Genomic DNA, 18,230 nt, shown 5'->3' with positions numbered 1-18,230 from the left:
GCGGGTGGCGAACCGGCCCGCGCCGAACAACGCGCAGACGCGCCTGCGTGGCGAGGGTTCACGCCGGCCAGCCAGCCAGGGGATGCCCATGTTCCGAGCCGTACCCGTACCGAGTTCCCGCTGTGGCGGCCTGCCCCGGGGACGCCTGCCGCTCGCCATGCTGCTGCTCGCCGCGCTGGCCGCCTGCGGCGACAGCGCCCCCCCGCCCGCCCCGGAGACGCGGCCCGTGCGGGTGGTCAGCGTGCAGCCGCGCAGCGGCGGGGAGGTTGTCTCCCTCACCGGCACCATCCGGGCCGAAACGACCGTCAACCTCGCCTTCCGGATCGAGGGCCGGATGGTCGAGCGCAGCGTCAATGTCGGGGACCGCGTGACGGCCGGGCAGGTCGTGGCGCGGCTCAACCGGGACAATGAGGAAAGCAACCTGCGCGCGGCCCGGGCATCGCTGGTCGCCGCCCAGGCGCGCGTGGTGGAGACCCGCAACAACTACAACCGCCAGCGCCAGCTGCTCGCCAGCGGCTTCGCCACGCGGGTCCGCTACGACGAGGCGGCCCAGCAGCTGCAATCCGCGATCTCCGCCGCGGATTCGGCGCAGGCGCAGCTCAACATCGCCGAGAACCGGCTCAGCTACACCGATCTCGTCGCCGATACCTCCGGCACCGTGGTGGCGCGCGGCGCTGAACCCGGAGAGGTGGTGCAGGCGGGGCGGATGATCCTGCAGATCGCCCAGCAGGGCGGCCGCGACGCGGTGTTCGACGTGCCGGCCAATCTCAAGGATCGCGCGCCGGAAAACCCGCGCATCCTTATCATGCTGACATCCGATCCGACGGTGAATGCGATCGGGCGCGTGCGGGAGGTCTCGCCCCAGGCGGATCCGGTGACCGGCACCTTCCAGGTCCGCGTCGGCATGGCCGATCCGCCGGCGGCGCTGCGCCTGGGCTCGACCGTGACCGGGCGCATGGAGATCGGCGGCACCGCCGGCATCCGCATCCCGGCCACGGCGCTGACCCGGGCGAACAACCAGCCGGCCGTCTGGGTGGTGGACACGGCGCAGCAGACCGTCTCGCTGCGCAACATCGAGGTGCAGCGCTTCGAGCCGGACAGCGTGCTGATCGGGCAGGGGCTCAACCCGGGTGACGTCATCGTGACCGCCGGCGTGCAGGCCCTGCGGCCGGGCCAGAAGGTCCGCCTGCTCGGCAACGCGACATGATCGGGCCGAACCTCTCGGAGTGGGCGATCAACCGTCGCTCGCTCATGGTCTATTTCATGATCGTCTCGATCGTGGCGGGCACCTTCGTCTTCCTCAAGCTCGGCCGCAACGAGGACCCCGCCTTCACCTTCCGCACCATGGTGGTGCAGGCGCAATGGCCGGGTGCGACGCTGAACGAGACGCTGCTGCAGGTCACCGAGCGGATCGAGCGCACGCTGCAGGAGACCCCCAACATCGACCGCGTGCGCAGCTATACCAGCGCGGGCGTCACCACCATCTTCGTCGACCTGAAGGATTCCACCCCGCCCGCCATCGTGCCCGACATGTGGTATGAGGTACGCAAGCGGGTGGGCGACATGCGCCACACCTTGCCGGTGGGCGTGATCGGCCCGGGCTTCAACGACGACTTCGGCAACACCTTCGGCATCATCTACGGCTTCACCTCGGACGGCTTCACGCTGCGCGAGCTGCGCGACCATGTGGAGGCCGCGCGCTCGCGCCTGCTGCTGGTGCCCGACGTGTCCAAGATCGAGATCCTCGGCGCGCAGGACGAGGTGGTGTTCATCGAATTCTCCACCGAGCGCCTCGCCGGCCTCGGCGTGAGCATGAGCGCGGTGGTCGCCGCGCTGCAGGCGCAGAACGCGGTGCGCCCGGCCGGCCTGGTCGAGACGGCGGATGAGCGCCTGGTCATCCGCGTCTCCGGCGCCTTCGAGACGGAGCAGGACATCCTGGCCGTCAACCTCGTGGCCGGTGACCGGATCTTCCGCCTCAGCGACATCGCCACGGTGCGCCGCGCCTTCGCGGAACCGCCGCAGCCGATGTTCCGGGTGAACGGCACGCCCGCACTCGGCCTCGCCATCGCGATGCGCGATTCGGGTGACATCCTCGCGCTGGGGCGCAACATCAAGGCGGAGATGGCGCGGATCACGGCGGGGCTGCCGATCGGCATCGAGCCGCACCTGGTCGCGGACCAGGCGGCGACCGTCGACACCGCGATCAACGAGTTCATCACCAGCCTGTGGCAGGCGATCGTGATCATCCTGGTGGCGAGCTTCATCGGCCTGGGTGTGCGGCCCGGCGCCGTGGTGGCGCTGGCCATTCCGCTCACGCTTGCCATCGTCTTCCCGCTGATGTCCTTCGCGGGCATCGACCTGCAGCGCATCTCGCTCGGCGCGCTCATCATCGCCCTGACGCTGCTGGTCGATGATGCGATGACCACGGTGGATGCGATGATGCGGCGCCTCGCCGCCGGTGATTCGAAGGAGCAATCGGCCACCTTCGCCTACAAGACCTTGGCCGCGCCGATGCTGACCGGCACGCTGATCACCATCGCCGGCTTCGTGCCCATCGGCTTCGCGGCGAGTTCGGCCGGGGAATACACCTTCTCGATCTTCGCCGTGGTGGCGATCGCGCTGGTCGTGTCCTGGTTCGTCGCGGTGCTCTTCGCCCCCCTGCTCGGCATCGCCCTGCTCAAGGCGCCGAAGGCGTTGCCCGCCGGCGCGCCGCCCGCCCCGCCGGGCGCCGTGCAGCGCGGCTTCACGAACCTGCTGCTGCTGGCCATGCGCTTCCGCTGGATCACCATCGGCATCACCGTGGGCATCTTCGTGCTGTCGCTGCTGGCCGTGCAGTTCGTCCCGCGCCAGTTCTTCCCGGCCTCGGACCGGCCCGAGCTGACGGTGGACCTCACCCTGCCGCAGAACTCCTCCATCGTCGCCAGCGAGGCGGTGGTGAACCGGCTGGAGGCGCGGCTGCGCGGCGATCCCGACATCGCGAGCTGGAGCAGCTATATCGGCCGCGGTGCGATCCGCTTCTACCTGCCGCTCAACGTGCAGCTCGCCAACCCCTTCTTCGCGCAGCTCGTCATCGTCTCGAAGGACCTGCCGGCGCGCGAGCGGCTGCGCGTGAAGCTCGAGCGCCTGCTGGCCGAGGAATTCCCCCAGACCATCGCCCGCGTCGCGCCCCTGGAGCTTGGCCCGCCCGTCGGCTGGCCGCTGCAATGGCGCGTCAGCGGCCCGGATCCGGAGAAGCTGCGCGAGATCGCGCTCAGCGCCGCCAACATCCTCGCGGCCAATCCGCAGGCGCGGCTGGTGCATTTCGACTGGTTCGAACCCGCGCGCGTGCTGCGGATGCGCGTGGACCAGGACCAGGCGCGGCTGCTCGGCCTCAGCTCCGCCGGCCTCGCCAACATGGTGAACGCGACGATCACCGGCAGCACGGTGACGCAGCTGCGCGACGACATCTACCTGATCAACGTCATCGCCCGCGCGACGGCGGAGGAGCGCGTCTCGCTGGCCACGCTGCGCTCCCTGCAGGTGCCGCTGCCGGGCGGGCGCAATGTCGCGCTCGGCCAGTTCGTCAGCTTCGAGTATGAGCAGGAATACCCGCTGATCTGGCGGCAGGACCGGGTGCCGACGCTGACCGTGATGGCCGATGTCGTGCCCGGCGTGCTGCCCGAGACGGTGGTGCAGGGCGTGGCCGCGCCGATGGCCGCGCTGAATGCCACGCTGCCGGCGGGCTATCGCATCGACCTGGGCGGCATCGCCGAGGAAAGCGCCGAATCCTCCGCCTCCGTCTTCGCGGTGGTGCCGCTGATGCTGATCCTGATGCTCACCGCGCTGATGTTCCAGCTGCAGAGCTTCCAGCGCCTGACCATGGTGATGACGGTGCTGCCGCTCGGGCTGATCGGCGTGGTGCTCGCGCTGCTCAGCTTCCAGCAGCCGCTGGGCTTCGTGGCCATCCTGGGCATCCTCGCGCTGCTTGGCATGATCGCGAAGAACGCGGTGATCCTGATCGTGCAGATCGAGAGTGACCGGGCGGAGGGCATGGCGCTGTGGGATGCGGTGGTGGCGGCCAGCACCTCGCGCCTGCGGCCGATGATGCTCACCGCGCTCTCCACCGTGCTCGGCATGATTCCCATCGCGCCCACCGTGTTCTGGGGGCCGATGGCCTTCGCGATCATGGGCGGCCTGATGGTGGCGACGCTGCTGACGCTGGTCTTCCTGCCCACGCTCTACGTCACCTGGTTCCGCGCCCATCCGCCCAAGGCCAGCGCATGACCCTTGCGCTGCGGACCGCGCTGTTCTTCGGCCTCTGGCTGGTGATCGCGGGGCCGGCGGGGCTGGTGGTGGGCGTGCTGGCGGCGGTCGCGGCGGGCTGGGTGAGCCTGCGCCTGCTGCCGCCCGGCTCAGGTCTCGGCAGCCCCGGCGCGGCGCTGCGCCTGCTGGCGCGCATCGTCACGCAATCCCTGGTGGCGGGTGTGGACATCGCGCGGCGCGCCTTCGATCCGCGCCTGCCGGTGCAGCCGGGCATGGTCGCCTTTGCCACGCGCCTGCCGCCCGGTGCGGCGCGCGATGGCTTCACCGCACTCTCCAGCCTCGCGCCGGGCGCCTTGCCGGCGGGGCTGGCGGGCGAGGGGCGGATCGCCGTGCATGCGCTGGATACGCGCCTGCCGGTGGCCGAGGACCTCGCCGTCAGCGAGGCCCTGTTCGTGCGCGCCGCCCCGCGCGATGGCTGAGGCGCTCTACGCCGCCGCCGGCATCATCCTGCTGGCCGTGCTGGCCGGGCTGTGGCGCGCGCTGCGCGGCCCCGCGGCGGCGGACCGGATGATGGCGGCGCAACTGCTCTGCACCGGCGGCATCGCCATCCTGCTGCTCTTCGCCCAGGCGAGCGGGCAGAGCGCGATCCTCGATGTCGCGCTGGTGCTGGCGCTGCTCGGCGCCTTCGCCACCGTCGCCTTCGTGCTGGCGGCGCGCGCCCTGACGCGGCGATGAGCGGCGTGCTGGCCCTGCCGAGCCTCCTGCTGATCGCGGCGGGCGTCGTGTTCTTCCTCGCCGGCACGCTGGGGCTGTTGCGCTTCCCCGATCCGCTGTCGCGCCTGCACGCGCTGGCCAAGGCGGACAATCTCGGCCTCGGGCTGATCGTGCTCGGCCTGATGCCGCTGACGGGTGACCTTTTCACCGCGCTCAAGCTGCTGCTGATCTGGCTTCTGGTGCTGTTCGGCGGCGCCACCGCGACCCAGATGCTGGCCGCGCAACTCCGCCGCGAGAGGCGGCGCCGGTAATGCCCGGCCTGCTGATGGATGCCGCGCTGGGGCTGAGCGTGCTCGCGGTCGCGGTCTGGGTGCTGGCGGTGCGCAGCAACTTCGCCGCCGTGGTCGGCTTCGTCGCCTATGGCCTGCTGCTCACCCTGGTCTGGGTGCGGCTCGACGCCATCGACGTGGCGCTGACCGAGGCCGCGATCGGCGCGGGGGCGACGGGCATGATGCTGCTCTTCGCCGTGGCGCGGCTGCGCGGCGGCGCGGCGGAGATCGATGCCGCCACGCCGAATGCGCGGCAGCGCGCACTGGCGGGCGTGATCTGCGCCGCCATCGGCCTCGCCCTGGCGGCGGCCGTGCTGAGCCTGCCCGATCCGGCGCCGAGCCTCGCGGCGCCGGTGGCGCAGCAGCTGGAGTCGCTCGGCGTGCGCAACCCGGTGACGGGCGTGCTGATGGCCTATCGCGGGCTGGATACGCTGCTGGAATCCGTGGTGGTGGTCTTCGCCGTCATCGCCGTCTGGTCGATGGCGCCCGATCGGCTCTGGGGCGGCGTGCCCGGGCCGCGCTTCCCGGCGCAGGAATCGGGGCCGCTCTCGCTGCTCGCGCGCGTGCTGCCGCCGGTCGGGCTCGTCATCGGCATCTATGTCGCCTGGGTCGGCGCCGATGCGCCGGGCGGCAAGTTCCAGGGGGGCACCATCCTCGCGGCCATGTTCCTGCTCGCCTGGGTCGCGGGGCTGGCGCGCATGCCGGCGGTCTCCAGCGCGGCGCTGCGCTGGGCGGTGGTGGCGGGGCCGCTGACCTTCATCGCCATCGGGCTGCTGGGCTTTTTCGTGGCGGGCGACTTCCTGGCCTATCCGCCTTCCTTCGCGAAACCGCTGATCCTGACGATCGAGATCGCGATGACCGTCTCCGTCGCCGCGGGCCTCGCGCTGCTGGTCGCCGGCCCGCCGGAGCATGGCGCATGAGTGCCACCACGCTCTACGGCCTGGCTGGCGCGGCGCTGGTGGCGCTCGGCCTGTTCGGCGTGGCGACGCATGCGGCGCTGCTGCGCAAGGTGGTGGCCTTCAACCTGCTCGGCGGCGGCGTCTTCCTGCTGTTCGGCGTGGTGGCGCGGCGCGGCGCGGGGGCGGGGTTCGGCGCCGATCCGGTGCCCCAGGCGATGGTGATCACCGGCCTCGTCGTTGCCTTCGCGGCGACGGCGCTGGCCGTGGTGCTGGTGCTGCGGATGTTCCAGATCACCGGCGCGGCCACCATCGCCGAGGACAAGCCGCCCTCATGATGGCGGGGACGCCCGGCGGCGCCGCGCTGGTGCTGGCGCTGCTGCTGCCGCTCACCGGCATGCTGCTCGCCTTCGCGCTGGGCGGGCGGCGTGCCGAGCAGGTGGCGCTGGCCACGCTCGGCGCGGGCGTGGCGCTCTCGCTCGTGATCCTCGCCGGCGTGCTGCGGGCCGACGCGCCACTGGTCTATCTCGTCGGCGGATGGGTGCCGCCGCTCGGCCTCGCGCTGCGCGCCGATGGGCTTTCCGCCGCCATGCTGGTCACCACCGCGGTCATCCTGGCCGCGGCGGGGCTGCATGCGCGCGCCGACTATGCCACGGCGCCGGGTGCGCCCGAGACGCGCCAGGCCCTCGCCTTCTGGTGCTTCCTGCTGGCGCTGGGCGGCGCGCTGAACGCCGCCTTCCTGGGGGGCGACCTGTTCAACCTCTTCGTGGCGCTGGAGATGCTGACCTTCGCCGCGCTCTCGCTCGCCTGCCTCGATGGCCGCGCGACGCAGTTCAAGGCGGAGCTGCGCTACCTGCTCTTCGCGCTGATCGGCTCGGTGATGTACCTGCTGGGCACGGCGCTGCTCTATGGCGCCTATGGCACGCTCGACATCCTGCTGCTGGCGCAGGTCGCGCGCGCGGATCGGGCGACGATGCTGGCGGCCGCGCTGATGTCGGCCGGGCTGCTCGGCAAGATGGCGCTGTTTCCGCTGCATCTGTGGCTGCCGCCCGCCCATGCCGGCGCGCCACCGGCGGCCAGCGCGCTGCTCTCGGGCCTGGTGGTGAAGGCGAGCTACGTGCTGCTGCTGCGGCTGTGGTTCGGCGCGATGCCGGAGGCGCTGACCGCCGCTGTCGCGCCGGTCTTCGCCGCGCTGGGGGCGGCCGCTATCCTCTTCGGCAGCCTGGTGGCGCTGCGGCAAGCGCGGCTCAAGCTGCTGGTCGCCTACTCGACCGTGGCGCAGATCGGCTACCTCTTCCTGATGTTCCCGCTGATGGTGGGCGAGGCCGCGCAATATGGTGACGGCGCCTGGACCGGCGGCGCGCTGCAGGCGATCAGCCACGCCTTCGCCAAGGCGGGGATGTTCCTCGCCGCGGGCGTCATCGCCGGCGCCTTCGGGCATGACCGGATCGAGGAGCTGCACGGTGCCGCGCGCGTGGCGCCCTTGAGCGTGCTCGCCTTCGGCCTCGCCGGCCTGTCGCTGATGGGCATTCCGCCGAGCGGCGGCTTCACCGCGAAATGGCTGCTGCTGCTGGCCGCGCTCGAGAGCGGGCAATGGTGGTGGGCGCTGGTGATCCTGGGCGGCGGCCTGCTGACCGGCGGCTATGTCTTCCGCGTGCTGGCCGGCACCCTGGCGGGGCGTGAGGAGGCCGCGCCCGCGCTGGGCCCCGTGCCGCGCCGGACGGAGCAGGTGGCACTCGGCCTCGCCATCGTCTCGGTGCTGCTCGGCCTGCTGCCGCTGGGCGCGCTCGGGCTGATGCAGGTGGGGGCGCCATGACGGCCCTGGCGCATCTGCTGCTGGTCGCAAGCTTCGTGACGCCGCTTGGCCTGATGCTGGCCTGCCTGGCGCCGAGGCTGCGGCCGCGCGTGCCCTCCTGGCTCGCCTATGCGCCGCTGCCGGGCCTGGCGGCGGCGCTGCTCGCGCCGGGGCAGCCGCCGCTGCGCTTCATGGTCGAGGGGCTGCAACTCGGCCTGGCACTCGACACGCCCTCGGCGCTGCTGCTGGGCGTGGCGGCGCTGCTCTGGAGCGCGGCGGGAGCCTATGCCGGCGCCTATGTCGACACCGCGCGCCCGCGCTTCGCGATCTGGTGGCTGCTGACGCTGGCGGGCAGCCTCGGCGTCTTCCTCGCCGAGGATCTGCTGAGCTTCTACCTCGCCTTCGCGCTGGTCAGCCTCGCGGGCTATGGGCTGGTGGTGCATGACCGCACGGCGGCGGCGCGGCGCGCGGCGTCGCGCTACCTGCTGCTCGCGGTGCTTGGCGAGGTCTGCCTGCTGCTCGGCTTCGTGCTGCTCGCCGTGGGCACGCCGGGGGAGAGCATCTCGATCGAGGCGGTGGTGGCGGCGCTGCCCGCCTCGCCGGTGCGCGATGCGGCGATCGCGGCGCTGATCCTGGGCTTCGGGCTGAAGGCGGGGCTGGTGCCGCTGCATGTCTGGCTGCCCCTGGCCCATCCCGCGGCGCCCATGCCGGCCTCCGCGGTGCTGAGCGGGGCGATCATCAAGGCCGGCATCATCGGCCTCGCCCGCTTCCTGCCCTTCGAGGCCGGGCAGCCGGGCTGGGGCGTCGCCCTCGGCGCGCTCGGGCTGTTCGGCGCCTTCTACGCGGTGGGCTTCGGCATCCTGCAACGCAACCCCAAGACCATCCTGGCCTATTCCTCGGTGAGCCAGATGGGCGTGGTGATGGCGGCACTCGGCTTTGGCCTCGCGATGGGCGACGCCTCGGCGCCGCTGAGCGCGGCCTTCTACGCCGCGCATCACGTGCTGGCGAAGGGCGCGCTGTTCCTCGCGGTGGGTGTGGCGCTGGCACTCGGCCCGGCGCGCTGGCGCTGGATGGCCGCCCCCGTGCTGCTGCTGGTGCTGAGCTTCGGCGGCCTGCCGCTGACCGGGGGCGCGCTCGCCAAGGCATCGACCAAGGCCCAGCTTGGCGAGGGGCTGCTCGGCTGGCTTGCCGCCTTCTCCGCCGCCGGCACCACGATGCTGATGCTGCATTTCGCGGCGCGTCTGAAGGCCGAGGCGGCGGAATCCGGCGCCGGGGAGCCGCCGTGCTGGGCGCTGATTATCCCCTGGCTCGGCATGACCGTGGCGGCCGTGCTGCTGCCCTGGGTGCTGTTCCTGCCGCTCAGCATCGGCAGCCTCACGGAGGTGCTTGCGCCATCGAAATTGTGGGGCGCGCTCTGGCCGGTGCTGCTCGGCGCGCTGCTGGCCCAGGCGCTGCGGCGCGCGCGGGCGCTGCCGAGCCCGCCCGAAGGCGACGTGCTGGTGCTGGCGGAGCGCGGCTTCACGCGCCTCACCCCGCCGGTGAACCGCTTCGCCGAGCTGCTCGATGCCCGGCTGCGCACCTGGCCGAGCGGGGCGCTGATGCTGCTGCTGACCGTGCTGGTGCTGCTGGCCGCGATGGCGGCGCGGTAGAGCACGATCCGTCCTCTTGGACGGATCTCGTGCTCTGTAGAGCATTGCTCTAGCCGCTACGCCGCTTCCCTGCCCGGCAGGATCGCCGCCAGCAGATCCTCGAGCAGTTCGGGCAGGGCGAGCGGCGTGGCATTGCCGCCGCCGCGTGCGAAATGCCCCGCCGCCTCGGCCGGCGTGCGGCCGAGCCGCGCGGCGAGGCGCAGCAGCGCGGCGTTGCACTGTTCGCGCGTCGGCATGGCGGTGAGGCGCAGTTCCGGCGGCAGCAGATCGTTCGCGCCGATCAGCGCGAGACGCGCATCGCCCACCTGCCGCGTGGCGACGATGCCATGCGCCGCGCGCTCGCTCTTGGCCACGACGAAGCTGCGATGCGTGAGACCGGGCGCGACCCAGGAGATGCGCTGCGTGTAGAGCCCGCCGAAGCGCGTCAGCACCTTCGCCACCACATCGGACATGGCGTTGTGCATCTCGACATAGGCGCGCTTCTCGTTGACGCCCCATTTCCACTTCGCGGCTGAGACGCGCGTGGCCGTGCAATCCACCCGCCAGGGGGAGACGGCATTGCCGCGTTCCTCGAACAGGCCGGGATCGTCATAGGCCACGGCCGGGGATTCGCCGCCGGGATAGTCCAGCATGTGCTCATAGGGCACGAGGCCGAGCGGCTCGCTGATCACCGCGCGATGGATGACGATGCCGCGCGGATGCAACAGGGGCGCGAGGCTGAACAGCGCCTCCGGCTCCTCCGGCGCGCGGGCGGTGAGCAGCTTCGGATCGGCCGGCGCGGTGGGCAGGAAGCCGGCGGCGAGAAGTGCGGCGTTGATGCGCCGATGCTCCATCGAATGGATGTAGGGCTTCGTCGCCGTGCAGGGCAGCAGCAGCAGCACGCGATGCGGCGCGGCGGGCAATTGCGGCGTGTAGTCGCGCAGGATGAAGTCGAACCAGGCGGCGATGCGCGGATGGGTGAGCGAATCGAGATTGTCCTGCGGGCAGTAGAGCGCCAGCGTGGGGTCGAGCCGGAAGGGCGCGCGATACTTCTGCGCGGACTCGATCAGCCGCTGCGCGCGGTCATCGGTGGTGACCATGGTCACGTCTCCAGGAGCGAGGCGGGAAACAGATCTTCCGGCGCGAGCGCGGCGCGCAGGATGCCCTCGGCGCGCATGTAGCGGATCAGCGTCTCGAGCGTGTGGCGGTTGGCAGAGAAGCCCGTGGCCCAGAAGGCCGGGCCGAGCAGGCGCTCCGTCTCCTCCAGCTGCTGCACCAGCCAGGGCATGCCCACGGCGAGCGTCGCGCTGTCATGCAGCCGCAGCCTTGCGAGGCGCTGGCTCTCCGCGAAGGCGTCGTAGAGCGCGCGCGGCAGTTCGGGATTCGCCTCGACGAAGCGGCGCTTCACGCAGACCAGGTGCATGGGCGGGTAGATGCCGGTGCGGCGGAAATAGTCGAGCTCGGCGGCCATCGGATCGGCGAAGAGCCGGCCGACCTTGTCGGGCGCGGTGAAGAAGCTGTCCGGCGCGCGGGCGGTGTAGAGCGCGTCGATCTCGCCGGCTTCGAGCATCTCGGAGAGCGAGGCGTGCTCGACATGCTCGATCACCGCGCCGGGCGGGTAGTGCTGCGGGTGGTCCTCACCGCTGCGGCGTTCATTGAGGCCGGCATTGACGTAGATCGGGCTCCGCCAGGGCAGGCCGTAATGCTCGTCGAAGATGCCGCGCAGCCAGACCGCCGCCGCCATGTCCCACACCATGGTGCCGATGCGCTTGCCGATCAGGTCGGACGGTTTGGTCAGCCCCTTCGCCTTGTTCACGAAGACGCAGGAGAAGCGGAAATGCCGCGAGGGAAAGACCGGGATGCCGACATAGTCCTGCTGCGCGGCATCGAAGTGGCGCAGCCAGGTGGCGATGGGGAATTCGCAGCAATCGAAGCTGTGGCGCGTCATCTGCAGGTTGAACAGCGGCTGCAGCGCCATCACGGTCGGCACGGCTTCCACGCCCCTGATCGGCACGCGCCCCTCGGCCAAGGCGCGGGCGCGGTCGCAATCCGACACGCCGATGGTCAGTCGCGGAAGCTCGCTCATGCGCTGCGGTTCTCCTGGGGAATCTTGGCCATCACCGGCAGGGGCGCGGCGCTCGCGGCCTCGGCATAGGCGGCGACGAAGGGCTCGAGCCGCGCCGCCAGCGCGCGCGCGGGGGCGAGGCGCGGCTGCAATTCGGCGAGTGCTGCCGTGGCGCGCGCGCGCAGATCGCGATTGGCGCGGCTTCGCCCGCCCTGCACCACGCGCTCACCCGCGACGAAGACATCCGTGACGGCGCCGGCGAGGTTGCAGGTGACGAGCTGGTTGCCCGCATCCTGCAGCGGGATGAAGCCGCGATGGTCGAGGTCGAGCAGCACGAGATCCGCCGCCATTCCCGGCGCGATGCGGCCGCACCGATCGCCGAGGCCGAGCACCGCCGCCCCACCTGCGCTCGCCATCTCCCGCAGTTCGGCCGCCGCCAGCCAGGAATCGCGCGGGCCCTCGCGCAGGCGCGAGAGATGCGCGGCGAGGCGCATCGCCTCGATCATGTCGAGGCTGTCGGCCGAGTTGCAGCCATCCGTGCCGAGCCCGATGGTGATGCCGCGCGCCCGCGCCGCGCGGATCGCGGCGATGCCGCTGCCGAGCCGCATGTTGCTCGCCGGCATATGCGCGAGGCTGGCGCCGCGCGCGGCGAGGAGATCGAGCTCGCTGTCCTCCAGCCAGATCGCATGGGCCGCGGTGAAATGCGGGCCGAGCAGCCCGTGGCGGTCGAGATGCGCGACCGGCCCCATGCCCCAGAGCTGGCGCGCCAGCAGCGCCTGGAGCTTCGATTCCGCGACATGCGTGTGCAGCCGCAGCCCCAATTGCGCGGCAAGGTCTCGACAGCCGGTCAGGAAAGCGTCGCTGCAATGATGCGGGATGGTCGGTGCCAAGGCGAGGCTGATGCCCGGCGGCAGATCCGGCGCCACCGCGAAGGCCTCCCGCAGCGCCGCCAGCGTGGCCTCGGCCGGTGGCAGGCGGAAGCCGGCCGCGGCCTCGCGCAGGTCGGTCGGCAGGGTGTGGAGGAATCCCGGCAGGATCTCGAACAAGGCACGATCCGCGACCATCGGCGCGATCACCGCGCGCATGCCGGCCTCGGCATAGGCGCGCGCGGCGGCGAGCAGGCCCGCGGCGGTGGGCGCGGGGAATTCGTAGAAGAGGTCGTAGCAGGCGGTGCAGCCGGATTCGAGCATCTCGGTCGCGCCGAGCAGCGTGGAGAGGTGGATGGTCGCCGCATCGCGCCGCCCGCCCATCCAGGGGCCGTTTGTGAGCGAGGATTCCAGCAGCCAGCGATCGGCTACGCCCTTCATCAGGTTCGCATGTCCATGCGTATGCGCGTTGACGAGGCCCGGGATCACCAGCCGATCCGTCGCGTCGATCCGCGCGGCCGGGTCCGGTCCTGCACCCGCCTCGAACACCGCCGCGATCTGCCCGCCGCGCAGCAGGATATCGCAACGATGTCCTTCGGCGAGCAGCCCGTTGGCGATCAGGATCTCACTCATGGTGGCGGCACCTGCGCGATCCAGTGCCGCGCGAGGTCGAGCCGCGTGCAGCGCCAGACCTCCGGCGCCGCCTCGATCAGATCGAGGAAGCGCCGCAGCGCATCGAAGCGCGCGGGATGGCCGCTGAGCCGCGCATGCAGGCTCACCACCATCAGCCGCGTCGCGTCGCGGCTCTCCGCGCGCAGCACGCGGAAGGCGCTGGCGAGCAGCGCCAGGAAATCATCCGCCGTCTGCACCTTGCCGCTGGCATAGCGGTTGTCGTTGTGCAGGAAGCTGTGCGGCAGCATCAGATGCGGCGCCCCTTCCACCTGCGTCCAGCAGGGCAGGTCATCGGCGTAGAAATCGGCGTCGTAGAGAAAGCCGCCCTGTTCCCGCAGCAGGCGGCGCGTGGCGGGCGTGGGGGAATAGCGGCTCTGCCAGCCCTGCGGGCGGCGGCCCGTGGTCGCCTCCAGCGCGGCGACGGCGCGCGCGATCTCGGCGCGCTGCTCTTCCTCGCTCAGCAGCCAGTGGCGACGAAAGCCGTAGCCATGCGCGGCGACCTCGTGCTGCGGCGCGGCGCGGATCGCGGCGGCCAGCGGCGGGTTGCGCTCCAGCGCCCGGCCGCAGGCGGAGAGCGTCAGCGGCAGGGCGCGCGCCTCGGCCTCGCGCAGGATCCGCCAGACGCCGGCGCGCGCGCCATATTCGAAGAGTGATTCGGCCACGAGGTCGCGCATGCCCGCCGGCACCTCGCCCGGGATGCCATCGGTCAGCGCGAGCTCGGTGGCGCCATCGCCATCCTCGATCGAGGGCTCCGCGCCTTCCTCGATGTTGAGCACGACGATGAGCGCGAGCCGCCCGCCATTCGGCCAGGTGATTTCGGGCGAGGCGCCCGCGCAGCCGACGAAATCCCTCATGCCAGCGCTTCGACCAGCGCGAGCAGCTCCGCATCGCGATGCGGCGCGGCGAGCAGCGAGAGACCCACCGGCACGCCCGCCGCCGTGCCGGCCGGGATGTTCACCTGCGGCAGGCGGCAGAGGCTGGCCACGCAGGTGAGCGCGAGGGTGGTGTCGCGATAGGCGATCTGCGCGGGCACCGGCGCGTCGCGCAGCGGCGCCACGTCATGCGCCGTCGGCATCACCAGCACGCCATCCGCGCCGAGCAGCGCGTGCAGCCGCGCGGCCAGCGCCTCGCGCCGGGGCCAGGCGGCGGCGATGGTCGCGGGCGCGACCTTGCTCGCGATCACCATGCGCTCCGCCACCAGCGGCGACAGCACGCGCCCTTCCTGCAGCGCCCATGTGCCGTGCGTGGCGTGGAGTTCCCCGAGCTGCAGCGGGCGGAAGGTGTCGAGCCACTGCGCCAGGCCTTCCTCGTACAGCGTCACCGGCTGCGTGGGGCCGAGCCGCGCGGCGAAGGCGCGCAGGGCCGCGCCGACCGCTGGTGTCGCGAAGGCGAAGGCATCCTCCGCCAGCAGCAGGCGCGGCCGCGGCGCCGCTGCCCTGCCGAAATACAGCGCGCCGATGCGCGCCAGCAGCGCGGCGTCGCGTGTGAACCAGCCGACCGTGTCGAAGCTCGGCGCCATGGGCATCAGCCCCGCGGTGGAGAGGCGGCCATGCGTCGTGCGGATGCCATAGAGCCCGCAGAAGCTCGCCGGCACGCGCACCGATCCGCCCGTATCCGTGCCGAAGGCGAAGTCGCAGAGCCCCGCCGCCACCGCGCTGGCCGAGCCGGAGGAGGAGCCGCCCGGCACGCGATCCGGCGCGCGCGGATTGATCGGCGCGCCGTAATGCGGGTTCTCGCCGAACATGCCGCTGGCAAGCTCATCGGTATGCGTCTTGCCGATCAGCGTCGCCCCGGCGGCGAGGGCGGGCAGCAGCGCGCTGGCCGTGCTGCGCGAGAGCGGCGCTTCGGCCAGCCGGTCCGGATTGCCCCAGCCGCTGCGCGTGCCCGCGACATCGAACAGGTCCTTCGCCGCGAAGGTGAGCCCGGCGAGCGGGCCTTCCGCCGCGCCCGCGAGTCGCACCTCGCCGTGAGCGACGAAGGCGCGGGCGCGGATCTCCGCCAGCGTCATTCGGCGGCGTGCCGTGCGGGTGCGCGCGGCAGGTCATAGCTGGCCATGAAATCCTCCACCATCGCCTTCGGCCCGGCCCAGTCATGGAAGCGATAGGCATTGCCGCGGATGGCGAATTGCGGGCCGGAATAGAACATCTCGTATTGCAGGTGGCGCGAGCCGAATTCGCTGCCGATCGCATCCCAGACCAGCTTCATCAGCTTCACGCGCCCCTCGCTGTCCGTCACCGGGGAGCGCTGGGAGGCGAGGATCATCTGCTCCACCTCGCCGCCATCGAAATCCGCGACCGAGGAGGGCACCATGATGAGCCCGCCGCCCGACAGGCCGCGGATGGCCTCGACGAATTCGGGGTAGGTGGTCTGGGCCAGCACCTGCGCCGTCACCAGCAGGCGGCGATCGGGCACGAAGGTGCCGTGGAAATCCTCGCCGGCGGCTTCCATCGCGACGACCAGGCCCTCGATCGTGCTGGCCTTGGCGGCGAGCAGGCCCAGCGTCTCGCGCGTCTGGGGGAAGCCCAGAATGCCGTTCGTCTCCGCCACCTTGTGCGCCAGGCCGAGCAGGAAGCGCAGCTTCACCATCAGCCGCACGATGCACTGGTAGTTCTGCATCACATGCGCGCGCGTCTCATGCCATTGCGCCTGCATCATGCGCAGGTCCTTGTGGACGAACACGCGCTCCCACGGGATCTTCACATCGTCGAAGAACACCACGGCATCGTTCTCGTCGAAGCGGGCGGAGAGCGGATAGTCGAAGGTCGAGGTCGCGGCAGCCTCGTAGCTGCGGCGCGAGGTCAGCTTCAGCCCCTTCGTCGCCATCGGCGTGATCGCGGTGAAGGCATAGGGCTCGTCGCCGGGCATCAGCGCCACGATGCCCGAGACCATGATCTCATTCGCCATCACCCCGGCGGTGGCGAGCATCTTCGCGCCGCGGATGGTGATGCCCTCCGCATCCTCATCCACCACCTGCGCCACCAGGTCGCGCCCCGGCTGGTCCTTCGCCTGTTTCGACTTGTCGGCCTGCGGGTTGATGATGACGTAGCCGAGCCAATGGTCCTTCGCGCGGGCTTCCGCGAAATAGGCGGCCAGCGCATCGGCGCGCTTCGCATCATAGTCGCGCCAGACATGTAGCCCCGCCATGAAGCCGACGAAGGTGGAGGCGACATGGTCGGGGCTGCGCCCCATCATGCCGCAGCTCTGCTCCGCGATGCGCTCCATCGCATGGCGGCGCCGCACCAGTTCGGCATGGTTGCGCGGCTGCATCCAGGCAAGGCCGGTGCGCGTCCCGCCCGGCAACTCGAAGGTCATCGATTCCGCCTCGCGCGCCTGCAGGGCGTAGAGCCCGGCGGCGGAGGCGACGGCGCCGGCGAAGGCCGGGTCGGTGGTGACATCGGCAACGCGCCGGCCATCGATGAAGATGGCGCGGCCGTCGCGCAGGCTGCGGAGATGGGCGGCGCCGTCCTTCATGGATCGATGCTCCTTGTGGCGTCCGAGGCGAGGGCGGTGGAGACGAGTTCGCGCTCGTCATAGGCGGCGAGCAGCGCGTGGTCCGCGCCCGCCTGTTCGAGGAAAAGGTCGCGTGCGATGCCGCGCGCCATGCGCTCCACCGTCGGGCGCAGCATCGAGATGCCGGCGGAGGAGATGGTGCTGACAAGCGAACCGAAGCTGCAGCTCCGCACGCGCGTGATCCAGGGGGCGGCGCCGGGCCTGCGCTCGGTGAAGGAGAGGTCGGGGCCGAGATAGGGGAAGCCGCCGATCGTCTCGTTCGCCTCCGCCGCGGGCGGCGTGTAGCGGTCCCGCCACAGCGCGGCGTGCGGCGCGATGGCGGCGAGTTCGGGGCGCAGCGACAGGTCGATGGTGAGGCCCGTGCCGAGGATGAGGAAATCCGCCGTGACGACCCCGCGCAGCGTGACGATGCGCAGCGCATCGCCCGCCATGCCGAGCGTGGCGATCGGCGCGCCGAGATGCACCTGGAAGTTCGGATGCGCGGCGCAGCGGTCCCAGGTCTCCTGCGGCGGCGGCTGGCTCATCGCGAAGAGCGTGCGCATGTAGCGCCAGCGCAGTGCGTCGGGCAGCTCGGCGTAATGGCTGAGGAAGCCGTGGAACTCGATCCAGCGATTCGGGTTCACGCGCGGCAGGCTCTCACGCCGTGCCAGCAGATCGACGCGCGCCGCGCCATGTTCCAGCGCCGTCGCCGCATTGTCGAAGGCCGAGGCGCCGGCGCCGAGAACGGCCACGCGCCGGCCGGCAAGGCGCGCGAAATCGATCGCCTCCGCCGTATGCGCGTAGCGGTCGCGCGGCAGGCTCTCACGCACCAGCGCCGGCACGGCCCAGGCGCCATTGCCGTCCATGCCGGTGCCCAGCACGACATGGCGCGCCAGCACGCGGCGGCGCGCGCCGTCCGCACGCTCGGCCGTCAGCGCGAGCAGGTCATCGGCCAGGGGCTCGAGCGCGGTCACGCGCCAGCCATGCTCGGTGGGCAGGTCGAGCTGCTGCGCGAGCCAGTTGAGGTAGTCGTGCCAGGTTTCGCGCCCGATCTTGCCGAGGCTCGCCCAGGCGGCTTCGCCATAGCGCGCCTCGAACCAGGCGCGCACGGCCAGCGACGGAAAGCCGAGCTCGGGGCCCGTGACGTGCTTGGGCGTGCGCAGCGTCGCCATGCGCGCGAAGCGGCGCCAGATGCCCGTCGCGCCGGGCGGCGCGGCATCGAGGATCAGCACATTGTGGATCGCGGCCTGCCGCAGCGCGAAACCCGTGGCGATCCCGCATTGCCCCGCGCCGACGATCACCACGTCATGCACATGCCCCTCCGGATGCAGGCGCGGGCGCACCCAGGGGCGCGCCGGGTAGCTCAGCGTCGCCAATTCCCAGGCCGCGCGTTCGCCCAGCGCGGCAAGGCGCGCGGCGGCATCCGGCAGGGGCTGGAGATGCGAAACGGGCAGGGCATCCATGGCGATCAGGTCTCGGCGACGGGGCACGGCATCGCCGGTCGGGCGTGCCGCATCAGGGTCGCCCAGGTCCC

16 protein-coding genes are annotated in these 18,230 nt (G+C 71.7%); 9 read left to right on the top strand and 7 right to left on the bottom strand.

From position 1 onward, the window contains the following. Window positions 1-157 precede the first annotated feature (157 nt). Genes AC2D9U_RS19000 through AC2D9U_RS18960 form a run of 9 tightly spaced genes read left to right on the top strand, consistent with a single transcriptional unit; the run spans window position 158 to window position 9,625 of the window. Window positions 158-1,207 (top strand): efflux RND transporter periplasmic adaptor subunit, encoded by a 1,050-nt coding sequence (locus tag AC2D9U_RS19000; RefSeq protein WP_484751784.1) that lies wholly within the window; start codon window positions 158-160, stop codon window positions 1,205-1,207. Beyond that, window positions 1,204-4,263: an efflux RND transporter permease subunit gene (locus AC2D9U_RS18995; protein ID WP_484751783.1), complete on the top strand. Its 3,060-nt coding sequence runs from the start codon at window positions 1,204-1,206 to the stop codon at window positions 4,261-4,263. The genes AC2D9U_RS19000 and AC2D9U_RS18995 overlap by 4 nt, the downstream gene beginning before the upstream one ends. Continuing rightward, window positions 4,260-4,721, top strand: coding sequence for a Na+/H+ antiporter subunit E (locus AC2D9U_RS18990; protein ID WP_484751782.1), 462 nt, complete (start codon window positions 4,260-4,262; stop codon window positions 4,719-4,721). Before AC2D9U_RS18995 ends, AC2D9U_RS18990 begins: the two co-directional genes overlap by 4 nt. Further along, window positions 4,714-4,977, top strand: coding sequence for an MrpF/PhaF family protein (locus tag AC2D9U_RS18985; protein WP_484751781.1), 264 nt, complete (start codon window positions 4,714-4,716; stop codon window positions 4,975-4,977). Before AC2D9U_RS18990 ends, AC2D9U_RS18985 begins: the two co-directional genes overlap by 8 nt. Next, entirely contained in the window at window positions 4,974-5,267 is a 294-nt protein-coding gene (locus AC2D9U_RS18980; RefSeq protein WP_484751780.1) for a monovalent cation/H(+) antiporter subunit G, read from the top strand. The genes AC2D9U_RS18985 and AC2D9U_RS18980 overlap by 4 nt, the downstream gene beginning before the upstream one ends. Then, window positions 5,267-6,205: a hydrogenase subunit MbhD domain-containing protein gene (locus tag AC2D9U_RS18975; protein WP_484751779.1), complete on the top strand. Its 939-nt coding sequence runs from the start codon at window positions 5,267-5,269 to the stop codon at window positions 6,203-6,205. The genes AC2D9U_RS18980 and AC2D9U_RS18975 overlap by 1 nt, the downstream gene beginning before the upstream one ends. After that, on the top strand, window positions 6,202-6,519 hold the full coding sequence (locus tag AC2D9U_RS18970; RefSeq protein ID WP_484751778.1) for an NADH-quinone oxidoreductase subunit K: 318 nt from the start codon (window positions 6,202-6,204) through the stop codon (window positions 6,517-6,519). Before AC2D9U_RS18975 ends, AC2D9U_RS18970 begins: the two co-directional genes overlap by 4 nt. Further along, window positions 6,519-7,997, top strand: a complete 1,479-nt coding sequence (locus AC2D9U_RS18965; RefSeq protein WP_484751777.1) for a complex I subunit 5 family protein — start codon at window positions 6,519-6,521, stop codon at window positions 7,995-7,997. The genes AC2D9U_RS18970 and AC2D9U_RS18965 overlap by 1 nt, the downstream gene beginning before the upstream one ends. Continuing rightward, the gene (locus tag AC2D9U_RS18960; protein ID WP_484751776.1) at window positions 7,994-9,625 is read left to right on the top strand and encodes a complex I subunit 5 family protein; all 1,632 of its coding nucleotides are present in this window, start codon (window positions 7,994-7,996) and stop codon (window positions 9,623-9,625) included. The genes AC2D9U_RS18965 and AC2D9U_RS18960 overlap by 4 nt, the downstream gene beginning before the upstream one ends. 56 nt (window positions 9,626-9,681) lie before the next feature. Here AC2D9U_RS18960 and AC2D9U_RS18955 read toward each other — a convergent pair whose 3' ends face one another. The 7 genes from AC2D9U_RS18955 to AC2D9U_RS18925 are packed head-to-tail and all read right to left on the bottom strand — an operon-like array spanning window position 9,682 to window position 18,186. Beyond that, a complete protein-coding gene (locus AC2D9U_RS18955; RefSeq protein WP_484751775.1) occupies window positions 9,682-10,704 on the bottom strand; it encodes a hypothetical protein in 1,023 nt (340 codons plus the stop codon). A 2-nt stretch (window positions 10,705-10,706) separates the two neighbouring features. Further along, on the bottom strand, window positions 10,707-11,690 hold the full coding sequence (locus AC2D9U_RS18950; RefSeq protein ID WP_484751774.1) for a substrate-binding domain-containing protein: 984 nt from the start codon (window positions 11,688-11,690) through the stop codon (window positions 10,707-10,709). Then, on the bottom strand, window positions 11,687-13,168 hold the full coding sequence (locus AC2D9U_RS18945; RefSeq protein WP_484751773.1) for an amidohydrolase family protein: 1,482 nt from the start codon (window positions 13,166-13,168) through the stop codon (window positions 11,687-11,689). Before AC2D9U_RS18945 ends, AC2D9U_RS18950 begins: the two co-directional genes overlap by 4 nt. Continuing rightward, a complete protein-coding gene (locus AC2D9U_RS18940; protein WP_484751772.1) occupies window positions 13,165-14,061 on the bottom strand; it encodes a polysaccharide deacetylase family protein in 897 nt (298 codons plus the stop codon). Before AC2D9U_RS18940 ends, AC2D9U_RS18945 begins: the two co-directional genes overlap by 4 nt. Next, the gene (locus AC2D9U_RS18935) at window positions 14,058-15,215 is read right to left on the bottom strand and encodes an amidase (protein ID WP_484751771.1); all 1,158 of its coding nucleotides are present in this window, start codon (window positions 15,213-15,215) and stop codon (window positions 14,058-14,060) included. Before AC2D9U_RS18935 ends, AC2D9U_RS18940 begins: the two co-directional genes overlap by 4 nt. Further along, window positions 15,212-16,678 (bottom strand): 4-hydroxyphenylacetate 3-hydroxylase family protein, encoded by a 1,467-nt coding sequence (locus AC2D9U_RS18930; protein WP_484751770.1) that lies wholly within the window; start codon window positions 16,676-16,678, stop codon window positions 15,212-15,214. Before AC2D9U_RS18930 ends, AC2D9U_RS18935 begins: the two co-directional genes overlap by 4 nt. Then, window positions 16,675-18,186 (bottom strand): NAD(P)-binding domain-containing protein, encoded by a 1,512-nt coding sequence (locus AC2D9U_RS18925; RefSeq protein WP_484751769.1) that lies wholly within the window; start codon window positions 18,184-18,186, stop codon window positions 16,675-16,677. Before AC2D9U_RS18925 ends, AC2D9U_RS18930 begins: the two co-directional genes overlap by 4 nt. Window positions 18,187-18,230 lie beyond the last annotated feature (44 nt).

This window comes from Roseomonas sp. TF40 (assembly GCF_057219975.1).
This window is presented reverse-complemented; position numbering and strand designations above follow the sequence as displayed.